Consider the following 20895-nt stretch of genomic DNA (forward strand, 5'->3'; position numbering starts at 1 on the left):
CTCCCCACCGGCGCCCCGGCCCCCGCCCCGGCTCCCGCGCCGGTGGCATCGTCCGGCCGCGGTGACGCCCTGACAACTAACCGATGATCCTTCTCCTCCTCGGTCAGCCAGCGCGGCTCTTGCGACGTGTCCATGCCTCCAGCCCGACTTGATCCGGTCAAGCGATCACGCCCGTCGGCGTTTGACACTTCAAGTCATCAGACCTAGATTGCACTTGAAGATTCAAGCTACCCCCCTACGAACGGACTCCCGATGAACGTCGCTCTGTGGGTCGTCGCCGCCCTGCTCGCCCTCGCCTTCCTCGCCGCCGGCGCGATGAAGCTGGCCCAGCCGAAGGAGAAGCTCGCCGCCTCCGGCATGGGCTGGACCGAGGACTTCTCCTCCGGCGCGGTCAAGGGCATCGGCGCCCTGGAGGTCCTGGGCGCCCTCGGCCTCATCCTGCCGGCCGTGACGGGAATCGCGCCGGTGCTGACGCCGCTGGCCGCGCTCGGCCTGGCCCTGGTCATGGCCGGTGCCGCCATCACCCACGCCCGCCGCAAGGAAACACAGATGATCGCCATCAACGCGGTGCTGCTCATCCTGGCCGCCGTGGTGGCCTGGGGCCGCTTCGGCCCGTACGCCTTCTGACAGGCGGCGGCGCCTCGTCCGCCGACCAGATCGCCGACGGCAAGGCGGGCGGCAAGATCGCCATCACCGTCGGCGGCCGACCACCCGGCCCGCTGCCGGCGGACGAGCCAGCGGCCGCGGACGACCAGCGGGGGGGCACCGCGCAACAGGCCCTGGGGTGGTTGTCCCGGCATCCCGACGCCGCCGGGCTCGTGATGCCGGCGCCGCAGTCCATCGCCGCTGGGGGTAGACGCCTTGGCCACGACGCCGACGACGTCGCCAAGATCGCTAGCGGGACGGCGTCGGCCTGCAGCGCCGCCCGAGTGTGAGGCGGGCGGCGGCGCCCACAGGGTCGCTACTCCTCGGGCTGGGACGCACCCATGTGGGAGTACGCAGGCTTCCGACGAAGCCGAGCCGGTGCAGCGTGGGCGATGTTGACCGGGCGGCCGTACATGAGGGTGCCGGTTTAGCGCAGATTGTGTGCGGTAGGTGGCGCAGGTCGGCCCAACAGAACAGGGCGGCCACGCTGATGCGGCAGTGGCTGTCCCCGCCGGGCGCGGAGGTGAGGGATCATGACGGCCGGTCCGCGTCATCGCGGGGGTGTGTTGGCTGACAACAGACGTGTTGGGCGCCCAGCGCGGCGCGATCCCAGGAGGTGAAGACCCATCCTCGTGGCGGTATTGGTCATCCCCGTGGCGGCTTTGATCGGCCTGATGCTCATGCAGGTGCTGGAAGAAGCGCTGCTGCCCCCTCCGGCTCCACCCGGCTCCCGAAAACCGAGCCCCACCAGTCGTGAAGACGCCTCCCCCGTACCCCCGGCCGTGGGGCGCCACCTGCCCGCGACCATCAAGGGCCCCCACGATGCCTTCGGAGCTGCGCGGTCCAACACCTTCGGCGGCCCGTGGCACCTGATTCCACGCCGACCGCCGTGTCCTTCTCGCGATCCCTGTCACCGGTCCAGGTCGCGAGCGGCCGCCAAGAGGCGTCGGCCTCGGCACAGCGTGGCGTCATGGACAGAAAGAACCATGCCATGACCAGGCCGAGCCTGGCCGAGGGCCGGGACACGCTGTCGAAGACGTCGCGCGAGAGCCGGGCTTCAGCGGCAGGGAGCAGCGAGACTGAGCCGTGACGGCACGGCCGCGCGATGGACCAGGGTCAGTCTGGCGGCGCCTTGTCGGACCGGTCTGTTAGAGCTGGTCGCTCCTCGTGGTCGTGGCCGGTGTCGAGGGGGATCTTCTCGCCGCCATAGGTACGGCTCATCTTGATCCTGAGACGGCCGAGCGGGCCGCGGGCGGCTTTGGGCGGGATGCCCTCGCCGTCATGACCGGCCCCGGGGAGCAGAGGGACGGGTGACTTGCCACGCACGTGGGCCTCGATGTCCCCTGCGGGCGGCGCGTGGACCTCGATGTACTCTCCGTGCGGCAGGCGCTTGATGACGCCCGACTCCACCCCGTGGCTGATGGTGCCGGCGTCGGTTCGCTGCAGGCCCAGACATATCCGGTAGGTGATCAGGTAGGCCAGCGCCGGGCCTGCGAGGACCAGCACTCGGCCGGCGTACGTGGTCCAGTTGAGGCTGATCTGGAAGTTGGCCGCGATCACGTCGTTGGCGCCGAGCAGCCACAAGACGCCGTAGAACGTGATGGCCGCGATGCCGATCGAGGTGCGGTGCGGGTTGTTGCGCGGCCGGTCGGCGATGTGGTGCTCGCGCCGGTCGCCGGTGATCCATCGCTCCAGGAACGGATAGAGCGCCAGGCCGGTGATGATCAGCCCGAGTGGCAGCAGCGCCGGGATGAGCACGCTCAGCGGCAGCGTGCCCGCATGGGCCGTGCCGAAGAGGTTGATCTCCCAGGAGGGCATGAGGCGCAGCGAGCCTTCCAGGAAGCCCATGTACCAGTCCGGCTGGGATCCGGCGGAGATGTCCGCCGGGGTGTAGGGACCGAACAACCAGATCGGATTGATCTGTGTGAAGGTCGCCAGACCCGTCAGGACGGCGGCGGTGAACAGCAGATACGCTCCTGACTTCCCCATGAAGGCGGGGAGGAGCGGAGCACCCACCACGTTCCTCTCGGTACGGCCCTTGCCCGGCATCTGCGTGTGCTTCTGTACCCACATCAGCGCCAGGTGGGCGGTGATGAGCGCGAGCAGGATGCCCGGGATCAGCAGGATGTGCAATGAGTAGAAGCGCGGGATCACGACGTCGCCCGGATACTCCCCGCCGAAGAGGAAGAACGACAGGTACGTGCCGACCAGCGGCATCGACAGCAGCACGCCCTGAGTGATCCGCAGCCCCGCGCCCGACAGCAGATCGTCGGGCAGTGAGTAACCGGTGAGCCCTTCGAAGAGGGCAAGCGTCAACAGCCCGATACCGATCAGCCAGTTCAGCTCACGTGGCTTGCGGTAGGCGCCGGTGAAGAACACGCGAAGCATATGGATCATCAAACCGGCGGTGAACAGCAGGGCGGCCCAGTGGTGGATCTGCCGGAGCAGCAGCCCGCCGCGCACATCGAAGCTGATCTCCAGCGTCGATGCGTACGCCTCGGACATCCCCACGCCCTTGAGCGGCGCGTAGGAGCCGTCGTAGACCACATGCCCCATGCTGGGCTTGAACCAGAAGGTCAGGAACGTTCCGGTCAACAGCAGGATGATGAACGAGTACAGCGCGATCTCGCCCAGCAGGAACGACCAGTGGTCCGGGAAGATCTTGCGCAGGTTGCGCCTGAGGAAGTTCGCCGCTCCCAGCCGATCGTCAAGATATCTACTGGGTCCGGTAATGAATTTCGGCGGTGTGGTCATATGTGGCCTCCCCAGCCGAGGCTCCGGTCGAAAGAACCGGAAAAGGCACCTCGGCCAATGGATAGCGTCCGCGTCCCCGGCGCACGACAGGCCTCCGGAGAAACTGCAATACCAGATTTTAGTCTCGCGGTCATCAGCCGCCCAGGAGGCAGGCCCATGGCGCAGGCAAAGAACGGGATATCAGTTCGCACTGGCCGCCTTTCCGGTACGGCAGCCCGCTGCGAGGCCTGCTGCCGTACCGGCTGTGTCAGCGGGGTATGGCGGCGATGCCGGTGACGATCGCCTCGCCGACCGTCGGCCTGAAGGCCAGGTCGAGCTGCCCGTCGGTGATGCGCACCCGCGCCTTGCGGACGATCGGCCTGCCCTGGCCGCCGGACGCCTGAAGGACGTCCAGGTCACGCAGCACCTCGCGGCCTTCCGCGGCGACGGAGAAGACCCGCTTGCCGGGTTCGGCGAACACCGGCTCGACGAAGGTGAGCAGCACATCGTAGGTGCCGTTGTCCACCGGCAGGCGGTAGGAGAACGTGCCCTGGCGGTAGGTGACGTCGCCCGCCGCGCCCCGCTTGCCGTGCAGGAAGTGCCGGTCCGACGGGCTGCCCGCCTTGACGAGCAGGGTGCGGTAGGGGAAGTCGGCGCGCAGCCCGATGGAGGGGTAGGCCATCTTGGAGGCGTCGAAGCCGGGCTGCCAGCTCGAGTTGGTGACCACGCCCGCGCTCTTGTTGGTCTTGTAGACCGGCTCGCGCTGGATGTTCTCCGCCTGCACGTTGCTGACGGCCGTGCCGTACGTGCCTTCGTCGAGGTAGACGGCCGCCGGATTGGAGCCCGCGTGGCCCTGGCTGTTGCTCGCCTCGGGATGGCTGTAGGCGTAGTTGACCACGATCTGGTCGTGGGTGTTGACCTGGAAGGGGCCGTCGGGCGCTGTGCTGGTGCCGAAGGTGTAGACGCCGGCGCCGTCGCGGCTGTCCTGCATCACGTCGTGGATGTTCAGGTTCCTGACCGTGTTGCCGCGCGTGTACAGGTGCTCGTTGGGGATCTCCCGATATCCGGCGAGGTAGGTGCCGAAGCGCGGGGAGTTGTAGATCTCGCTGTGGGAGATCTCGTTGTCCGACGCCTGCATGAGGATGTATCCGGCGCCGTGGCCGAGGAGTTCGCCGACGTCGTGGATGAGGTTGTTGGTCATCACGTTGCGGGTCAGCACGTCGCCTTCGCCCGGGTAGCGGCCTTCGAGGAAGACGCCCGCGTAGCCGGTGTGTTCGATGAGGTTGGACTCGATGCGGTTGTCGTGGTTGGCGAACAGCGCGTAGATCGCGGAGTGGCCGGAGTTGCGCAGGTGCGAGCGGCTGATGGTGATGTGGTGAGTGTCGGTCATGAAAATCATGCCGGTGCGGTTGGCGGCCATCTCGATCTGCCGGTCGTAGATGGCGTACTGGTGGTTCTCGCCCGAGCCGTTCTCGAAGGGGTAGCCGTGGCGGTACCAGTCGGTGAAGTCGGTGGCCTCGAACCCGAGCCCGTCGAACGTCAGGTGGTGCGCCCCGGTCAGCTTGAGCAGGGTTTCGGTGCGCGGCGCGACCACGTCGCCCAGGCCGTGCCGCGGCCAGTAGTAGAGCGTGCCGGATGCGGTGTCGAGGTGGAACTCGCCCGGCGCGTCCAGGAGCTGGAGTATGCCCTGGAAGAAGAAGCGCGAGGGGTAGTTGGGCTGGCCGAGCGGGTGCCTGGCCTCGTTCTTGAGCGTGATCGTGCGGGCGTCCCGGTCGATGGAGGCGATGGGCGCGTGTTCGGCGAACCAGTTGGCGCGCGGCCACAGGTAGAGCTGGGCGTCACGCAGGTCCCAGCCCGTCGGGTCGAAGTCGCCCGCCTTGTAGTGCAGCACCGAGTGGCTCGGGTCGCCCGTCTCGCCGACGAAGTACCCCGCTCTGGCGGTCACCAGGTCGGAGGGGGCGAGGTTGGGGGTGCGGGCCTTGACGGCGCGCACACCGTTCTCGTAGAGGGTGTCGAACCGGCCGCCGACCTTGGCCTGCCAGATGTCGCCCCGGTAGCGGGTCCACCCGGTGACCTGCCGCCCGCCGACGAACCTGGCGGAGCCGGGCGGCCCGTCCCACACCTGGTAGACGACGCGGTGCCCGCCGGTGCCCGAGTCCTCGGCGGTGAACTCGACCGGCTGGTCCAGGTGGTGGTTACCGCGGCGGACATGGACCACGATGTCGGCGTCCATGTCGTCGTTGAGCGTGCGCACGGCGTCCCTGGCGCGTTGCAGGGTCCTGAACGGCCGCGCCGCCGTGCCCGGCCCTGCGTCGTCGCCGCCGGGCGCCAGGTAGAGGTGGGTCTGCCGCGCCGCGTGCGCGGGCGTGACGAGCCCCGCCGACGCCACGATCAGCGCGCATAAGAGGATGAGTCTTCTCATGGGGGTCCTCCCGGTGTGTCGACAGCGAGAAGTGCGGTCAGATCCGGTACGGCGGGCGCCGGCGGCCAGGCTCCGGGCGCGTCGGCCAAGCCCAGCACGGCGCAGGCCAGCCAGTGTTCGCCCGGCTCGTGCTCGGCCACGAGCGTGGGAATGACGGTGCGCCTGGCCAGCACGTTGGTGCCGGGCAACGCCGCCACGAGCCTCCCCTGGCGCGCCGGCCTGCCCCCGCGCAGCCGGCTCGTCAGGTCTTCGATCGCCGACAGGCCCGGCTCTCCCCTGGCCCGGGCGTGTCCCGGTCCGCAATCCCGAAGGAGCGGCGGGTCGCGGTCGATGGCGAACCCTGCTTCCGCCGAGTGCACGGCCCGCCCCGTGCGCAGCCGATGCACCCGCACGTGCCAGGGTGGTACGGCCAGCAACCAGGTCTCGACCTCCAGGTCGGCGGCCACCCGCCACCGCGAGTGCAGCCACCCCTCGCCCGCGGTGCAGTCGAACGGCTCCGCCCTGATCCGGTAGTGGACGCCGTCGTCGCTGAGCGCCAGCGCGCTGTCGTGGGCGCCCTGCTCGAGCCCGGACGCTCCGGCGGGCACACTGAAGCCGAAATGCGAGGAGTAAGCGAACTTGGCGTATTTCTCCGCTCCGTGCCGTACCCAGGCGTGATGCTGGCGGCCGCTCAGCGCGACCACGTGCCGCCCCTGCTCGGCCCTGATCAGGACCGCACCCGCGTGTGGCTGGGTGCTGACCTCCTCCAGTTCGGGCGCGGGGGCCTCGGCCGCCGTCCAGAAGGGGTGCGTCGCGGGCAGCGCTAGCGGCAGCATCGCCTTCAACGCCCAGTACGGCGAGCCGGGCGCGTTGTACTGCTCGGCCAGCGTCGGCTGCGCGTAGCCGTACCCCACGGTGAGCACGCCGTGCGAGTCGAAGATCGGCCGCCCCTGCCACCAGCGCAGGTGCCGCGCCAGGTACCCCTTGACGACGCCCCAGGGCAGCGCCTCCACCCCGGCGAACGCCAGCGCCCCCCAGAACGCCGCCTGCGCGAACCGGTAGGTCAGGCTCCGCCCGTACGGCACCGCCGCCCCACCGGCCGCGAACCAGTGCCGGAAGTCCAGCGCGAAGGCCGCCGCCCGCTCCCGGAAGCGCTCGGCCCTGGCGGGATCCCGCTCCCCGGCGAGCGTGGCGTAGAGCAGGCCGTAGAAGTGCATGGCGAACGACACGTAATAGTCGCGCCGCTCGGTCGGCCCGTCGGCGTACCAGCCGCCGCCCAGCGCGTACGATTCCAGCCGGTCCAGCCGGGCCTCGACCGGCGCGCGGTCGTGGGCGACCCCGACCCTGTCGAGGCCGAGCGAGGCCAGCACGCCGAAGAAGCGCCAGTTGTTGTCGGTCGTCGAACGCTCGAGCGCGGTGGCCAGCCAGGCGGCCACCCGGTCGCGCTCGCGGCCGCCGAGGGGGTCCCAGAGCTGCTCGGGGGCGAGGGCGAGCGCGAACCCGATGGCGGCCATCTCGACGATCCGCTGGTCCTCGTTGCCCGGCTCGCCCCAGTACTCGGGATGGCCGGGGTCCGTGCCGGCGGCGAGGCCCCGCCGTACCAGTGGCCAGTGGGCGAAGGCGCCGCCTCCGGCGGCGAGCGGGGCCAGCCCCCACAGCGGCCGCGCGTAGGCTTCCAGCTCGGCGGCGGTGTCGTCGTGCAGTGCGGCGTTGACGCCCAGCCTGACCCGGGCGCCGCCCGGGCTGGCGTGCGGGATGAGCGGATCGACCAGGTCGCGGGTCCAGTCCTGCAGCCAGGAACGCATGTTCATCCCTTCTCGGCGCCGGCCAGCATGCCCGTCCGCAGCGCGCGCTGGGCGAGCAGGAAGGCGAGCAGCGTCGGCGCGCACGCCACCAGCCCGGCCAGGGCCGCTTCCGGCTGGTGGATGGGCAGGCTGGAGAAGCCGCTGGAGGCGTTCACCGCGCCGGTGGACTGCAGCAGGGTCATGAGGCCGAGTTGCAGGGTGAAGGTGCGGTCGTCGTCGAGCATCACGAACGGCAGGAAGAAGTTCGTCCACACGTTGACGAAGGCGAAGAACGCGACGAGCCCGATCGCCGGTCTGGCCAGGGGCAGGCCGATGACCACGAAGAGCCGCAGCTCTCCGGCGCCGTCCACCCGGCCCGCGTCCAGGATCGCGTGCGGCAGGGCCGCGGCGAAGTGGAGGTAGCAGAGGTAGACGCCGAACGGGTAGAAGGACAGCGGCAGGATCACCGACCAGGCCGTCCCGGTCAGGCCGAGCACGGTCATCTCCAGGTAGAGCGGCAGGACCAGCGCGGCCTGGGGCAGGATCATGCCGATCAGCGTGAGGGTGAGCACGGCGGCCCGGCCTGCGAAGTCGTACTTGGCCAGCGCGTACCCGGCGGGGACCGACAGCAGCAGGCTGAGCGTCACGCTGCCCGCCGCGTAGCCGATCGAGTTGGCGATCCACAGCGTGAGCTCGCCGTCGTTGAAGGTCATCAGATTCCCCCACGCGGTGGCCACGTTCGCGAGGGAGCCGAAGCCGAGCGGCGGGCCGCCGATCAGGTCGTCGGCGGTCCGCGTGGGAGCCAGCGCCAGCCAGAGCAGCGGCAGCGCGAAGAACACCGCGAAGGCGCCGAGGAAGATCCGCCTGGTCACTCCGCCTCTCCCGTCCGGTAGAAGCGGGTGCGGTAGATGACGACGAGCGCGGCGGCCAGGCCCACGAGCAGCATGATCATCGACAGGGCCGCGGCGCGGCCGAAATCGCCTTCCTGCGTGGCGAAGAAGTAGGCGAGCTGGTTGACCGACCAGGTCGGGCTGATCTGCCCCGGCGCGCCGGTGCCGAGCACGGTGGGTTCCACGAACACCTGGCTGCCGCTGGCGAAGCTGGTGATCACGACGAACGCCACGTACTTGCGCACCAGCGGCAGCTTGATGTGCCAGGTGGAGCGCCACGACGTCGCGCCGTCCACCGAGGCCGCCTCCAGCACGTCGCGCGGCAGCGCGGTGAGCGCGCCGTACAGCACCACGACCCAGCCTCCGGCATGGATCGCGACGCCCATCACCACCAGCACCCAGACCAGCGTGTCGCCGCGCAACGGCTCGGCACCGAACACGTTCAGCAGCGGGCCGAAGGGGCTGACCGCCGGGCTGATCATGAACAGCCAGAGCAGCGCCGCCGCCGAGCCCGTCACCGCGCCGGGCAGGTAGTAGACGAACCGCATCACCGCCCCGAACCTGCTCGGCTTGACGTGCAGCGTGAGCGCCAGCGAAAGCACCAGCAGGACCAGGATCGGCAGCCAGAGCACCAGGTAGAGGGCTACGTTGCGGACCGCGTCGCCCAGGCGGTAGTCGGTGATCACGCCGCCCCAGTGGCCCAGGCTCTCCCAGAGGCCGTACAGGGCCGGGGCCAGCCCGAAGGCGGCCAGGAACACCACGTAGGGACCCACCAGCAGCCAGGCCGCGAGCGTCTTTTCCCTGCCGCGCCTGCGGGTGGGCCGTTCGCCCGTGGCGGTCATCTCACCGGGCCGTTCCGTCGTGGCGGTCATTTCACCTGGTACCCGGACGAGGTGGCCGCCTGGGTGAGCCGCTGGTTCCAGTCGGATAGCGCGCCACTGATCGGCTTGCCCGCCGTCACGGCCGCCACGACCGTCTCGTTGAAGCTGCTCTGCCAGACCGCCTCGTACCGGACGAACCCGAAGCCCGGCCGCAGCCGTGCCGCGGCCTGCTTGAGCACGGGCACCGGGTCCTGAGCGTAGAAGGCGTCCGACGCCTTGGCCTTGCCCCACGCCTCGGCCGAGGCCTGGTGCGCGGGGAAGGTCGGCTGCGCGGCCTGCAGCGTCACGTCCGTGGTCAGCCACGTGATCATGTCGGCCGCGGCCTTGGCCCGCCCACCCGCGTGCCGGGAGACGACGTAGACACCGCCGCCCACCTGGCCGCTGTAGGCCTCGTCCTCACCCGCCCAGACCGGCATCGGGGCGGCGGCGACCCGTCCCGGCTTGAGCTTGAAGGAGGGCTTGAACATGAAGTCGCCGAACCAGGCGGGGCCGGGCAGCATGAGGATCTTGCCCTGCTGGCCGAGCTGGGCGAAGGCGGGGTCGGTCGGCGAGACCGTGCTGACCGCCTTGGCCGCCGCCAGTGGCTGGAGCAGGTCGGCGACGCGGGTGCACTTGGGGTCGGCGGTGTCGATGTGCACCTCGGTCAGGCTGAGCGCCTCGCGGGTGGGGCAGCCGCTGCCGGAGAAGTAGACGCCCGCGCCGTACTTGCCGTTCATGGTGCCGACCAGGTAGCCGGGGTGCTCCTTGGCGACCCGCTCCCCCAGCTTCCCGTAGTCCTCCCAGGACTTGGGCACCTGGTAGCCGAACTCCCGCATGAGGGTGGCGTCGTACCACAGGACCGCGGGGGCGATGTCGTTGCGCAGGCAGTACAGCTTGCCGCCGATGACGCAGGCGTCCAGGGTGCCGGAGGCGAAGGCGTTCTTCACATCGGCGGGGACGTGCTCGTCGAGGGGCGCGGCGTAGTCGAACGGCGGCGCGGCCAGCGTCGAGGTCTCGGCCGGGTTGGTCAGGAACACCACGTCGGGCCAGCCCCTGCCGGTCTTGTTCGCCAGAGACACCTTGGTCGGTACGTAGCCGGCGTCCGGCGGCATCGTGACGACCCTGATCTTCAACTCGGGGTGCGCGGCGGCGTACTGCTTGGCGGCGGGCGTCCGGGTGTTGTCCACCCAGACGAGTAACTCGTCCGAGCTTTTGGCGGCTGGGCCGCCGCCACAGGCTGCGGCGCTCAAGAGCAGGAGGAGTACCAGCAGGATTCTCATGGGGGCACCTCAGACCGGGGGATAGTTGCGATAGTTTTCGCAACTTCTGAGAGTTCCTGGTAACGTAAGCGAAACATCCGATGTCCGTCAAGGCCGACTTGCATTGGAAAACAGGGGCGTGTCACGCTTCTCCAGCATCTAGCGCGCTTTCGGGGAGGTTTCGTAGAGTGCGACGTCGGAGCACGATGTCTGACATCGCCGGGCAGGCCGGCGTGTCGGTCTCGACCGTGTCCAAGGTGCTGAACGGAAGATCGGACGTCTCGGCGGAAACCCGGGCCAAGGTCCAGCGCCTCCTCGGCCTGAACGGCTACACGGCTCCCGGTCGGCAGGAGTACACCGGCGGGCTGGTCGAGTTCGTGATCAACGAGCTGGACAGCCCGTGGGCCGTCGAGCTGATCAGGGGCGCGGAGGAGGTCGTCCAGCGGGCCGGGATGGGCCTGGTGGTCTCCGCGGTCCATGGGCGGTCCCGGCTGGCCAGGCAGTGGCTCGACGCGCTGGCCAACCGCGGGTCCCTCGGGGCGATCCTGGTGCTGTCCGAGCTCTCCCCCGCCCAGGAGCGAGAGCTGCGCCGCCTCGGCCTGCCGTTCGCCGTCGTCCATCCCGCGGCCGATCCCGGCCCCGACGTGCCGTCCGTCGGCGCCACGAACTGGCCTGGCGGTTTCGTCGCCACTCGCCACCTCCTCGACCTGGGCCACCGGCGGATCGCCATGATCGGCGGCCCGCCGCAGCGCCTGTCGGCGCGCGCCCGCCTGGACGGCTACCGCGCCGCGCTCGAGGAGTCGGGCATCGCCTTCGACCAGGAGCTCGTACGGCACGGCGACTTCGGCCACGAGCTGGCCTACCACCACGCCCTCGACATGCTCGGCCTGCCGGACCCGCCCACCGCCGTCTTCGCGGGCAGCGACCACCAGTCCCTGGGCACCTATCGGGCGCTGCGCGATCGCGGACTCAGGGCGCCCGAGGACGTGAGCGTGGTGGGCTTCGACGACCTGCCGTTCGCCGAGTGGGTGACACCCAGGCTCACCACGGTCCGGCAGCCGCTGGCGGAGATGACGGCGGTGGCGGCCCGCATGGTGCTCCAGCGGATCGCCGGCGAGGAACTGGAGACGACGCGGGTCGAGCTGGCGACCAAGCTGGTGGTCCGCGAAAGCACCGGCCCCCGCCGCTGACCGGGCGGCTCAGCAGAGCGGAATGAACGTTTCACGCTCTTCACCCGCCGCCCTCCCATCGGCCCTGGTCATGTCCGCTCCCACTCCACAGGAGGGCTGCGGACCTGTTCAGTGCGGGTCGCGGATGCGATAGTGCGAGCACCGCTCACCCAGCCGTGAGCCGGTCAGCGGTCTGCGGGTTCTCCGCGACAGCGTCCTTCGTGCGATGCCCCTTGGAGGAAAGGAATCCGATGCGCAAGGTACGGGCCCTACTCGTCTCCGCCGCTCTGGCCACCGGCGTGCTGCTGTCCATGACCACCACGCCCGCGCAGGCCGAAAGCATCCGGTACGTCTACTACTTGCAGTCCGACTGCTACAACGGCGGGAACCTGGGCATCCAGTGGGGCTGGTGGACGTCCTTCCGGTGCTCCTATGAGAACGCCAGGTGGTTCCTCTACGCATGAACCGAGCCGATTTCAGCTGAAAAGCGGGCCGGCCTTCCGATGTCAGCACGTGTCGGCCGCGGCGCACCTCTGACGCTCGCGCCGCTGCTGTACGGACATCAAAAGCCCAGCTGGTACGGCGGAGCCCGCGCGGCTCTGCCGTACCAGCGGCATGCTCAGCTACGGATCTTTCCTGACATAGTGGGTGCCGCATTCTCTACCCCTAAGCAGGAGGTCCGCCGTGGTGTCCAGATTCGGCCGTGCGATGGCTTTGGCGGGGGTCGCGCTGGCTCTGACGGCATCACCCGTGCACGCGGCCGAAGACGTCAAGACCAGCTCCAACGTCAAGCTCCTGGCCAACGTGCCCAGGCAGGCGCCGTTCAAGTCGGACTCGGCACTCAACAGCGACCTGGCCTTCCAGGGCGACTACGCCTACCAGGGCAACTTCAACGGCTTCACGATCTTCAACATCAAGAATCCGGCCAAGCCCGCGGTCGTCAGCCGGGTCTCCTGTCCGGGCTCGCAGAACGACGTCTCGGTCAGGGGCGGCCTGCTCTTCCTGTCCGTGGACGAGTCGCGCGACGGCGACTCCTGCAAGAGCGACGACGGCTCCCCGAACGACAAGGCGTCGTGGGAAGGCATCCGGATCTTCGACATCACCGACAAGTCCCGGCCCAGGTACATCAAGGCCATCGAGACCCGCTGCGGATCACACACGCACACGCTGGTGCCGGACAAATCCGGCAAAGCGGTCTATGTGTACGTGTCGTCGTTCGGCCCGGCGGCGGAGTTCCCCGAGTGCAAACCGCCGCACGACAAGATCTCGATCATCAAGGTGCCTTTGGACCGGCCCAAGGCAGCCAAGATCGTCTCAACCCCCGTGCTCTTCGGTGACGGTGGCAACGAAGAGCAGGACAACCTGCTCGAGTCCACCAGCGGCTGCCACGACATCACGGTGTTCCCGGCGAAGAACCTCGCCGCCGGCGCCTGCATGGGTGACGGCGTGCTCATGGACATCTCCGACCGGGAGCACCCCAAGGTCACGACCACCGTCACCGACGAGAACTTCGCCTTCTGGCACTCGGCGACGTTCAACAACACCGGCACCAAGGTGATCTTCACCGACGAGCTCGGCGGCGGAATGTCGGCCACCTGCAACGCGTCGATCGGCCCCGAGCGCGGCGCGGACGCCATCTACGACATCCAGCGCGGCAAGCTGGTCAAGAAGGCCTACTACAAGATTCCGCGCCACCAGAGCGCCACGGAGAACTGCGTCGCGCACAACGGCTCCCTGATCCCGGTCAAGGGCAAGGACATCATGGTCCAGGCCTGGTATCAGGGCGGCATCTCGATCTGGGACTTCACCAACTCGGCGAAGCCCGCCGAGATCGGCTACTTCGAGCGTGGTCCGCTCAAGCCGCGCGACATCGGCGGTTCCTGGTCGGCGTACTACTACAACGGCCATATCTACAGCAGTGACATGTTCCGGGGCCTGGACGTGCTGCGCATCACCGACAAGCGCACCGACCCGGCCGCCAAGGTGCGGCTCAAGGCCCTCAACGCCCAGACCCAGTACGCTTACTGAGGTGGTGCGAAGCCGCCCGGCGTCTCCCGCGGCGGCTCCGGCGCGGCCGTCCCGCCCGTCCGCGGGTACGAACGTTCTCTCGGGCTGCGCGCAGGGGCGCGTTTGTGCGACCCCCACAACTCCGGCCGCAAAACACGCTTAGTCCCCGCCCTTCCGGTATCCGGGGGCAGCCGAGAGTATGTACCCCGGTTGGGGCGGGGACGGCCGCCATATTCACAGCCCTCGAAAGGCCCGCTCAGTGTTCAGTCGTGTCGCCATCGTCAACCGCGGTGAAGCCGCCATGCGGCTCATCCACGCCGTCAGGGACCTAGCCGCGGAGACGGGGACACGGATCGAGACCGTGGCGCTGTACACGGACTCCGACCGCACGGCCACGTTCGTCCGCGAGGCGGACATCGCCTACGACCTGGGGCTCGCCGCGAACCGGCCCTATCTGGACCACGCGGTCCTCAAGAAAGCCCTGGTCGAGACCGGTGCGGACGCGGCATGGGTCGGTTGGGGCTTCGTGGCGGAGGACCCGGCGTTCGCCGACCTGTGCGCCGAGATCGGCGTGACGTTCGTCGGCCCGAGCGCCGAGGCGATGCGCAAGCTGGGCGACAAGATCGGCTCGAAGCTGATCGCCGAAGAGGTCGGTGTGCCCGTCGCGGCGTGGAGCCGCGGTCCGGTGGAGACGCTGGAGGACGCGAAGGCGGCGGCGGACCGGATCGGCTACCCGTTGATGCTGAAGGCGACCGCGGGCGGCGGTGGTCGTGGCATCCGGATGGTCTCCAACGCCGACGAGCTGACGCAGGCCTATGAGCTGACGCGCCGGGAAGCCGCGCGCGCGTTCGGCAGTGGCGTCGTGTTCCTGGAGCGCCTGGTGACGGGCGCCCGGCACGTCGAGGTGCAGGTCATCGCGGACGGGCAGGGCACCGCGTGGGCGCTGGGCGTGCGCGACTGCTCCGTGCAGCGGCGCAACCAGAAGATCATCGAGGAGTCCGCCTCCCCGGTCCTCAACGCCGAGCAGGTCGCCGAGCTGAAGGCGGCGGCCGAGCGGCTCGTGCTCGCGGTGGACTACCAGGGCGCGGGCACCATCGAGTTCCTCTACCACCCCGGTGAGCGGCTGTTCGCGTTCCTCGAGGTCAACACGCGCCTGCAGGTCGAGCACCCGATCACTGAGATCACCACCGGCGTCGACCTGGTGAAGGCCCAGTTGCACGTCGCGGCGGGCGGCAAGCTCGAGGGTGACACGCCTGCGGAGTGGGGTCACGCCGTTGAGGCGCGCCTCAACGGCGAGGACCCCGACCGTGACTTCGCACCCTCACCCGGCCGGATCGCCCGGCTGGCGCTGCCCAGCGGCCCCGGCATCCGGGTGGACACCGGGTTCAGCGAGGGCGACACGATCCCCGCCGACTTCGACTCGATGATCGCGAAGATCATCGCGCACGGCCGTGACCGCACGGAGGCGTTGGCCCGTCTGCGCCGCGCGATGACGCAGACGACCGTCATCATCGAGGGCGGCGTGACGAACAAGGGCTTCGTCCGCATGCTGCTCGACGAGCCCGCGGTGATCGACGGGTCCGCCGACACCGGCTGGATCGACCGCGTGCGCGCCCAGGGCGCCCTCGTGTCGCACCAGCACTCCGCGATCGCGCTGATCGCCGCCGCCCTCGAGGCCTACGAGGACGAGGAGGCCGTGACGCGGCAGCGCTTCCTGTCCACCGCGCACGGCGGCCGTCCGCAGTCGCAGCACGAGAGCGGCCGCGCGCTGGAGCTCAAGCTCCGCGACGTCGGCTACCGCGTCCAGGTCGCCCGCACCGGCGGCCACCGATTCCGCATCGGCATCTCGGCGGGCGGCCCCGAGCACGCGGCCGACGTCGACATCGAGCGCTTCGACGAGCACAGCGGCCAGATCACCGTGAACGGCGTCCGCTTCAAGGTCGTCACGAGCACTCACGGTCCGATCCACCTGGTCGAGGTCGACGGCATCACGCACCGGATCAGCCGCGACGAGGGCGGCATCGTACGCTCGCCCGTGCCCGCGCTCGTGGTGGCCACGCCGCTGCAGGCGGGCGACGAGGTCGAGGCCGGCGCGCCGCTGCTGGTGGTCGAGAGCATGAAGATGGAGACCGTGCTGCGGGCGCCGTTCCGCGGCCGCGTACGGGAGCTCGCGGTGTCGGTCGGCGGCCAGGTGGAGGCGGGCGCCCGCCTGCTCCGCCTGGAGCCGCTGGGTGACGGCGCCGAGGCGGCCGGTCCCGCGACCGCGGCGAAGGAAGTCGAGCTGGACCTGCCGTCCGAGCGGGTGGACGTGCCCGCGGCCGAGCGGGCCGCGCGTGCTCTGCAGGACCTGCGCAGCCTCCTGCTGGGCTTCGACATCGACTCGCAGGACGAGAAGCGCCTGCTCGCCGGCTACCTGGCCGCGCGCACCGAGCTCGTCGCGGCGGGCGAACACGAGCTGGCCGGTGAGGTCGAGCTGCTGCGCCTGTTCGCCGACCTGAGCGAACTGAGCCGCAACCGCCCCGCCGGCGAGGACTCGAAGTCCGACTCCGCGGTGCACAGCCCCCGCGAGTACTTCCACACGTACCTGCAGTTCCTCGACCCGGACCGGTCCGGGCTGTCGAAGAGCTTCCAGCAGCGGCTCACGCACGTGCTGTCCCGCTACGGCGTCGAAGGCCTGGACCGCACGCCGGAGCTGGAGGACGCGGTCTTCCGGATCTTCCTGGCCCAGCAGCGCGCGTCCTCCGACGTCGCCGTGGTGACAACCCTGCTGCGCCAGTGGGTGAACGAGGCCCCGCCCGCCGAGGCGGACCGCGTCACCGTCGGCCTGGCGCTGGAGCACCTGGTCGCCGCCACCCAGGTCCGGTTCCCAGCCGTCGCGGACCTGGCGCGCGGCGTCGTGTTCGCCTGGTTCGCCCAGCCGGTGCTGCGCCGCACCCGCGCCAAGGTCTATACGACCGTTCGCAAGCACCTGCGCCACCTCGACCAGCACCCTGACGCGCCCGACCGCGCCGAGCGGATCTCCGCGATGGTCGCCAGCGCGGAGCCGCTCGTCCGGCTGGTCGGCCAGCGGATCGGCCGCGAAGGCGCGGACCCGGTGCCGCTGCTGGAGGTGCTGAGCCGCCGCTACTACGGCAACCGCGCGCTCAGCGGCATCCGGGCGAGCAAGGTGGCGGGCTGCACGTTCGTCGTCGCCGACCACCGCACCGCGACCGGCAACGGCCGCGTCGTGACCACCGCGGTCGACTTCCCGGCGCTGGCCGAGGCGGTCAAGGCGGTCGACGAGTTCGCCCGTGACGGCGAGCTGGTGGCCGACGTCTACCTGTCCTGGCCGGACGGTCCGAGCGACCCCGACGAGATGGCCACGCGCCTGCGCGCGGTCCTGGTCGCGCAGCAGCCGTCGAACCGGGTCCGCCGCATCACCACGACCGTCGCGGGCAACCGCGGCGCCGTGATGCACCACCACTTCACCTTCCGGCCGTCCGTAGACGGCCCCGTAGACGGGCCCGCAGACGGCTTCGTGGAGGAACGGCTGCTGCGCGGTCTGCACCCGCGCATCGCCGAGCGCATGCAGCTGGAGCGGTTGCGAGACTTCGACCTCACCCGGCTGCCCTCGCCCGACGAGGAGGTCTACCTCTTCCGGGCCGCGGCACGGCAGAACCCGTCCGACGAGCGCCTCGTCGCCCTGGGCCAGGTCCGCGACCTGACCCCGCTGCACGACGACGAGGGCAGGCTCGTCGCGCTGCCCGCGGCCGAGGACATCCTGGCCACGTGCCTCGACGCGATCCGCCGGGCCAAGAAGCCCGGCGCGAAGACGTCCGCCACGAACCGGATCGTCATCTACGTGTGGCCGCCGACCGATCTCTCGCCGGACGACCTGGACACCGTGGCGAAGCGCGTGTTGCCGGCGACGGCGGGCGCGGGCCTGGAGGAGGTGCTGTTCCTCGGCAGGCGCCGCGACAGCGCCACCGGCGAGCTCGTCGACATCGCCGTCCGGATCGACTACGACGTGAGCTCCGGCGTGCGGCTGTCCGTCGTGCCGCCGCCGACCGAGCCCATCGAGCCGCTGGACGACTACCGCCAGGAAGTGCTGCGCGCGCACAGCCGCGGCACGCACTACCCGTACGAGCTGACCGGCATGCTCGCCGGGCCGTTCGGCTCGTTCACCGAATACGACCTGGACGAGCATTCGAAGCTGGTGCCGGTGAACCGCCCCAAGGGGCGCAACACCGCCGCGCTCGTCGCGGGTGTCGTCAGCACGCCCACGCCGCGCCACCCGGAGGGCATGACCCGCGTCGTGCTGCTGGGCGACCCGACGAAGGCGCTCGGCGCGCTGTCCGAGCCCGAGTGCGCGCGGGTGATCGCCGCGCTCGACCTGGCCGAGCAGATGCGGGTGCCGCTGGAGTGGTTCGCGCTCTCCGCGGGCGCCCGGATCTCGATGTCGTCCGGCACCGAGAACATGGACTGGGTGGCGGCCGCGCTGAAGCGGATCGTGAACTTCACCCAGGACGGCGGCGAGATCAACATCGTGGTCGCGGGCATCAACGTCGGCGCCCAGCCGTACTGGAACGCCGAGGCCACGATGCTCATGCACACCAAGGGCATCCTGGTGATGACGCCGGACTCCGCGATGGTGCTGACGGGCAAGCAGTCGCTCGACTTCTCCGGCGGTGTGTCGGCCGAGGACAACCACGGCATCGGCGGGTACGACCGGATCATGGGCCCGAACGGCCAGGCGCAGTACTGGGCGCCGGACATCCGCGGTGCGTGGGAAGTCCTGATGTCGCACTACGACCACAGCTACATCGCGCCGGGGGAGAGCCGGCCTCGCAAGACGGTCACCAGCGACCCGGTGGACCGCGACGTGTCGACGTTCCCGCACGCCGTGCCGGACAGCGACTTCACGACAGTGGGCCAGATCTTCTCCGTCGAGTCCAACCCGGACCGCAAGAAGCCCTTCGACATCCGCACAGTCATGCGCGCGCTGTCCGATCAGGACCACCCGGTGCTGGAGCGGTGGGCGGGCATGGCCGACGCGGACACCGCCGTGGTCCAGGACGTCCACCTCGGTGGCCGACCGGTGTGCCTGCTGGGCATCGAGTCGCGATCCGTGCCGCGTCGCGGATTCCCTCCCACCGACGGCCCGGACACCTACACCGCGGGCACCTTTTTCCCGCGGTCGTCCAAGAAGGCCGCTCGGGCCATCAACGCCGCCAGCGGGAACCGTCCGCTGGTCGTGCTGGCCAACCTGTCAGGGTTCGACGGGTCGCCCGAGTCGATGCGCAAGCTGCAGCTGGAGTACGGCGCGGAGATCGGCCGCGCGGTGGTGAACTTCAAGGGCCCCATCGTGTTCTGCGTGATCTCGCGGTACCACGGCGGCGCCTTCGTGGTGTTCTCCAAGGCGCTCAACCCGAACATGACCGTGCTCGCGGTCGAGGGCTCGTTCGCGTCGGTGCTCGGCGGTGCTCCGGCCGCCGCGGTGGTCTTCGCGCGCGACGTCGACAAGCGGACCGGCAACGACCCCCGCGTGCTCGCGCTCGCCGCCCGGGTCGCGGAGGCGCCGGGTGCCGCGCGGGCCGCGTTGGCCGCCGAGCTGGCCGAGCTGCGGTCGTCCGTGCGGGCCGAGAAGCTCACCGAGGTGGCCACCGAGTTCGACCGCGTGCACAGCATTCAGCGAGCGGTCGGCGTCGGCTCGGTGGACGCGATCATCAGCTGCGCCGAGCTGCGGCCGCAGATCATCGAGGCGGTCGAGAAGGGCCTCGCCCGACAGGTCTGAACTGGTCCTGAAGCCGGACTCCCGTGCCCTTTCGGGGCGGGCGTCCGGCTTTTCGCGCTCCTTCGGAGGCGTCCGGATGAGCGGGCCGTCCTGACCCGGCCCATGGCCGACATTGCAGGCCAGGACATCAGCAACCGGGAGGAGTAGCACCTGAACGAGTGCGATGTGTGCTGGTCATCAGTCGGCGATGTAGGTGATCGAGCGAACCTCGTAGCCGGTGGTCTTGGAGCCGCGCACGTGCATCAGCATCGCGCCGCCCTCGTAGGAGTAGGCGCACGAGTAGCCCTTCGGTTCCTTACTGCAGCCCTGGAAGTAGTGGGTGACGCCGTGCGGGTCGTACCTGACCCTGAACAGCGTCTTCACCGCGCCCACGCTGCCGACCTCCAGACCGCTGTACCTGTCGCCCCGCTTCCAGGCGGCGAGAAGGTGCTTGGCCACGGTGGACGGCTTGACGATGTGCCGCGACAGGTAGACCTTGGTGACCTTCGATCCTGTCACGACCATCGCGATGCCGTTGAGCCCGCCGGGCACGCGCACGCTGGTGTGGACGAACCGGCACACGTTGCCGGAGCAGCCGTCGAAGCGGTCGGGCGCGCGGTAGACGTAGGTGAAGATCGTGTTCACCGCGGCGGGAACGGCCACCTTCGCGGCGGCCGGGCGGTCGGCGGCCAGCCAGGCGCGGAACAGCTTGTTCGCCACCTTGCCGGGCGCGGAAGCCTCAGCCGGGGCAAGAGCGGCAGCGACGGAGGCAGGGGAGGCGGAGGCGGAGGCGGGGGTGAGCGTCAGTGTTGCGGCCGCCGCGAGGGCGGTGCCGCCGAGAACCAGTCGTCTGGACACGCTCCGACGCTAAGGGCGGCGCCTTGCGCGGGGATTGACCTCGGCTTGCAGAGCACATCGGCACGGTGGACCGATCCCGGATCTACACCCGGTGGAGGACGTCCTCCACCGCGGCCAGCGACAGGGTCTTGTAGCCGACCGAGTCGAACAGCACGGTGATCCGGTCGTGCTCGCGGCTCATGACCGTCCCTGACCCCCACATCTTGTGCGTCACTTTCGCCCGCACAGGGAACCCCCCTTTACCGGACACGGGCATCAGCTCGGGCGCCTCACCGTTCTCGCAGGTATCGCAGGCGCCGCACGTCCCGGCGTACGGCTCGCCGAAGTATTCGAGCAGGAACCGGCGGCGGCAGCCCCTGGTCTCCGCGTAGCCGCGCATCATGTCGATTCGCGAGTCGTCGACGCGGTGTCGCGCCTCGTCCATCTCGGCCGCCCGCGCGGCGGCCTGCTCCGGCGTCAGCCTGCCAGAGGCGTACCGCAGGTCGCCGGTGTCGGTCACGGAGAGCGCGCCCGCCCGTTCCAGCAGGTTGACGAGCC

Annotated in this window: 13 protein-coding genes; 5 read left to right on the forward strand and 8 right to left on the reverse strand. The window is 70.0% G+C overall.

Going from position 1 to position 20895, the window contains the following annotated elements; genetic code table 11:
• The first annotated feature begins 252 nt into the window (after positions 1-252).
• Positions 253-627 carry a DoxX family protein gene (locus EJK15_RS55375; RefSeq protein ID WP_138718499.1) on the forward strand — a complete coding sequence of 125 codons (375 nt, stop codon included), beginning with the start codon at positions 253-255 and terminating at the stop codon, positions 625-627.
• A gap of 1134 nt (positions 628-1761) precedes the next feature.
• Here the strand turns inward: EJK15_RS55375 and qcrB are convergent.
• The 6 genes from qcrB to EJK15_RS55405 all read right to left on the reverse strand — a co-directional run bounded on the left by qcrB (position 1762) and on the right by EJK15_RS55405 (position 10593).
• Entirely contained in the window at positions 1762-3399 is a 1638-nt protein-coding gene (gene qcrB / locus EJK15_RS55380; protein WP_138718500.1) for a cytochrome bc1 complex cytochrome b subunit, read from the reverse strand.
• A 247-nt stretch (positions 3400-3646) separates the two neighbouring features.
• Entirely contained in the window at positions 3647-5800 is a 2154-nt protein-coding gene (locus EJK15_RS55385) for a malectin domain-containing carbohydrate-binding protein (RefSeq protein WP_138718501.1), read from the reverse strand.
• Entirely contained in the window at positions 5797-7584 is a 1788-nt protein-coding gene (locus EJK15_RS55390) for a DUF2264 domain-containing protein (RefSeq protein ID WP_206061746.1), read from the reverse strand. Before EJK15_RS55390 ends, EJK15_RS55385 begins: the two co-directional genes overlap by 4 nt.
• 2 nt (positions 7585-7586) lie before the next feature.
• Complete coding sequence (locus EJK15_RS55395) at positions 7587-8435, reverse strand: carbohydrate ABC transporter permease (RefSeq protein ID WP_138718503.1); 849 nt, start codon at positions 8433-8435, stop codon at positions 7587-7589.
• A complete protein-coding gene (locus EJK15_RS55400; protein WP_206061748.1) occupies positions 8432-9325 on the reverse strand; it encodes a carbohydrate ABC transporter permease in 894 nt (297 codons plus the stop codon). The genes EJK15_RS55395 and EJK15_RS55400 overlap by 4 nt, the downstream gene beginning before the upstream one ends.
• Positions 9322-10593, reverse strand: a complete 1272-nt coding sequence (locus EJK15_RS55405; protein ID WP_138718504.1) for an ABC transporter substrate-binding protein — start codon at positions 10591-10593, stop codon at positions 9322-9324. Before EJK15_RS55405 ends, EJK15_RS55400 begins: the two co-directional genes overlap by 4 nt.
• A 185-nt stretch (positions 10594-10778) precedes the next feature.
• On the opposite strand from EJK15_RS55405, the gene EJK15_RS55410 reads away from it, so the two are divergent.
• From EJK15_RS55410 to EJK15_RS55425, 4 genes are all read left to right on the forward strand, one after another.
• Complete coding sequence (locus EJK15_RS55410; RefSeq protein ID WP_240777823.1) at positions 10779-11762, forward strand: LacI family DNA-binding transcriptional regulator; 984 nt, start codon at positions 10779-10781, stop codon at positions 11760-11762.
• 230 nt (positions 11763-11992) lie between these two features.
• A complete protein-coding gene (locus tag EJK15_RS55415; RefSeq protein WP_138718506.1) occupies positions 11993-12205 on the forward strand; it encodes a hypothetical protein in 213 nt (70 codons plus the stop codon).
• Positions 12206-12449: 244 nt separating this feature from the next.
• On the forward strand, positions 12450-13769 hold the full coding sequence (locus tag EJK15_RS55420; RefSeq protein ID WP_138718511.1) for an LVIVD repeat-containing protein: 1320 nt from the start codon (positions 12450-12452) through the stop codon (positions 13767-13769).
• A 238-nt stretch (positions 13770-14007) separates the two neighbouring features.
• Positions 14008-19521, forward strand: a complete 5514-nt coding sequence (locus EJK15_RS55425; RefSeq protein ID WP_138718507.1) for an ATP-binding protein — start codon at positions 14008-14010, stop codon at positions 19519-19521.
• Between the two features lie 177 nt (positions 19522-19698).
• Here the strand turns inward: EJK15_RS55425 and EJK15_RS55430 are convergent, their stop codons facing one another.
• The gene (locus EJK15_RS55430; RefSeq protein WP_138718508.1) at positions 19699-20358 is read right to left on the reverse strand and encodes a hypothetical protein; all 660 of its coding nucleotides are present in this window, start codon (positions 20356-20358) and stop codon (positions 19699-19701) included.
• An 82-nt stretch (positions 20359-20440) separates the two neighbouring features.
• Positions 20441-20895, reverse strand: a 455-nt coding sequence (locus EJK15_RS55435; RefSeq protein WP_138718509.1) for a DUF3553 domain-containing protein, incomplete at its 5' end; no start/stop codon positions are given.

The organism is Nonomuraea basaltis (assembly GCF_005893125.1).
Taxonomy (GTDB): domain Bacteria; phylum Actinomycetota; class Actinomycetes; order Streptosporangiales; family Streptosporangiaceae; genus Nonomuraea; species Nonomuraea basaltis.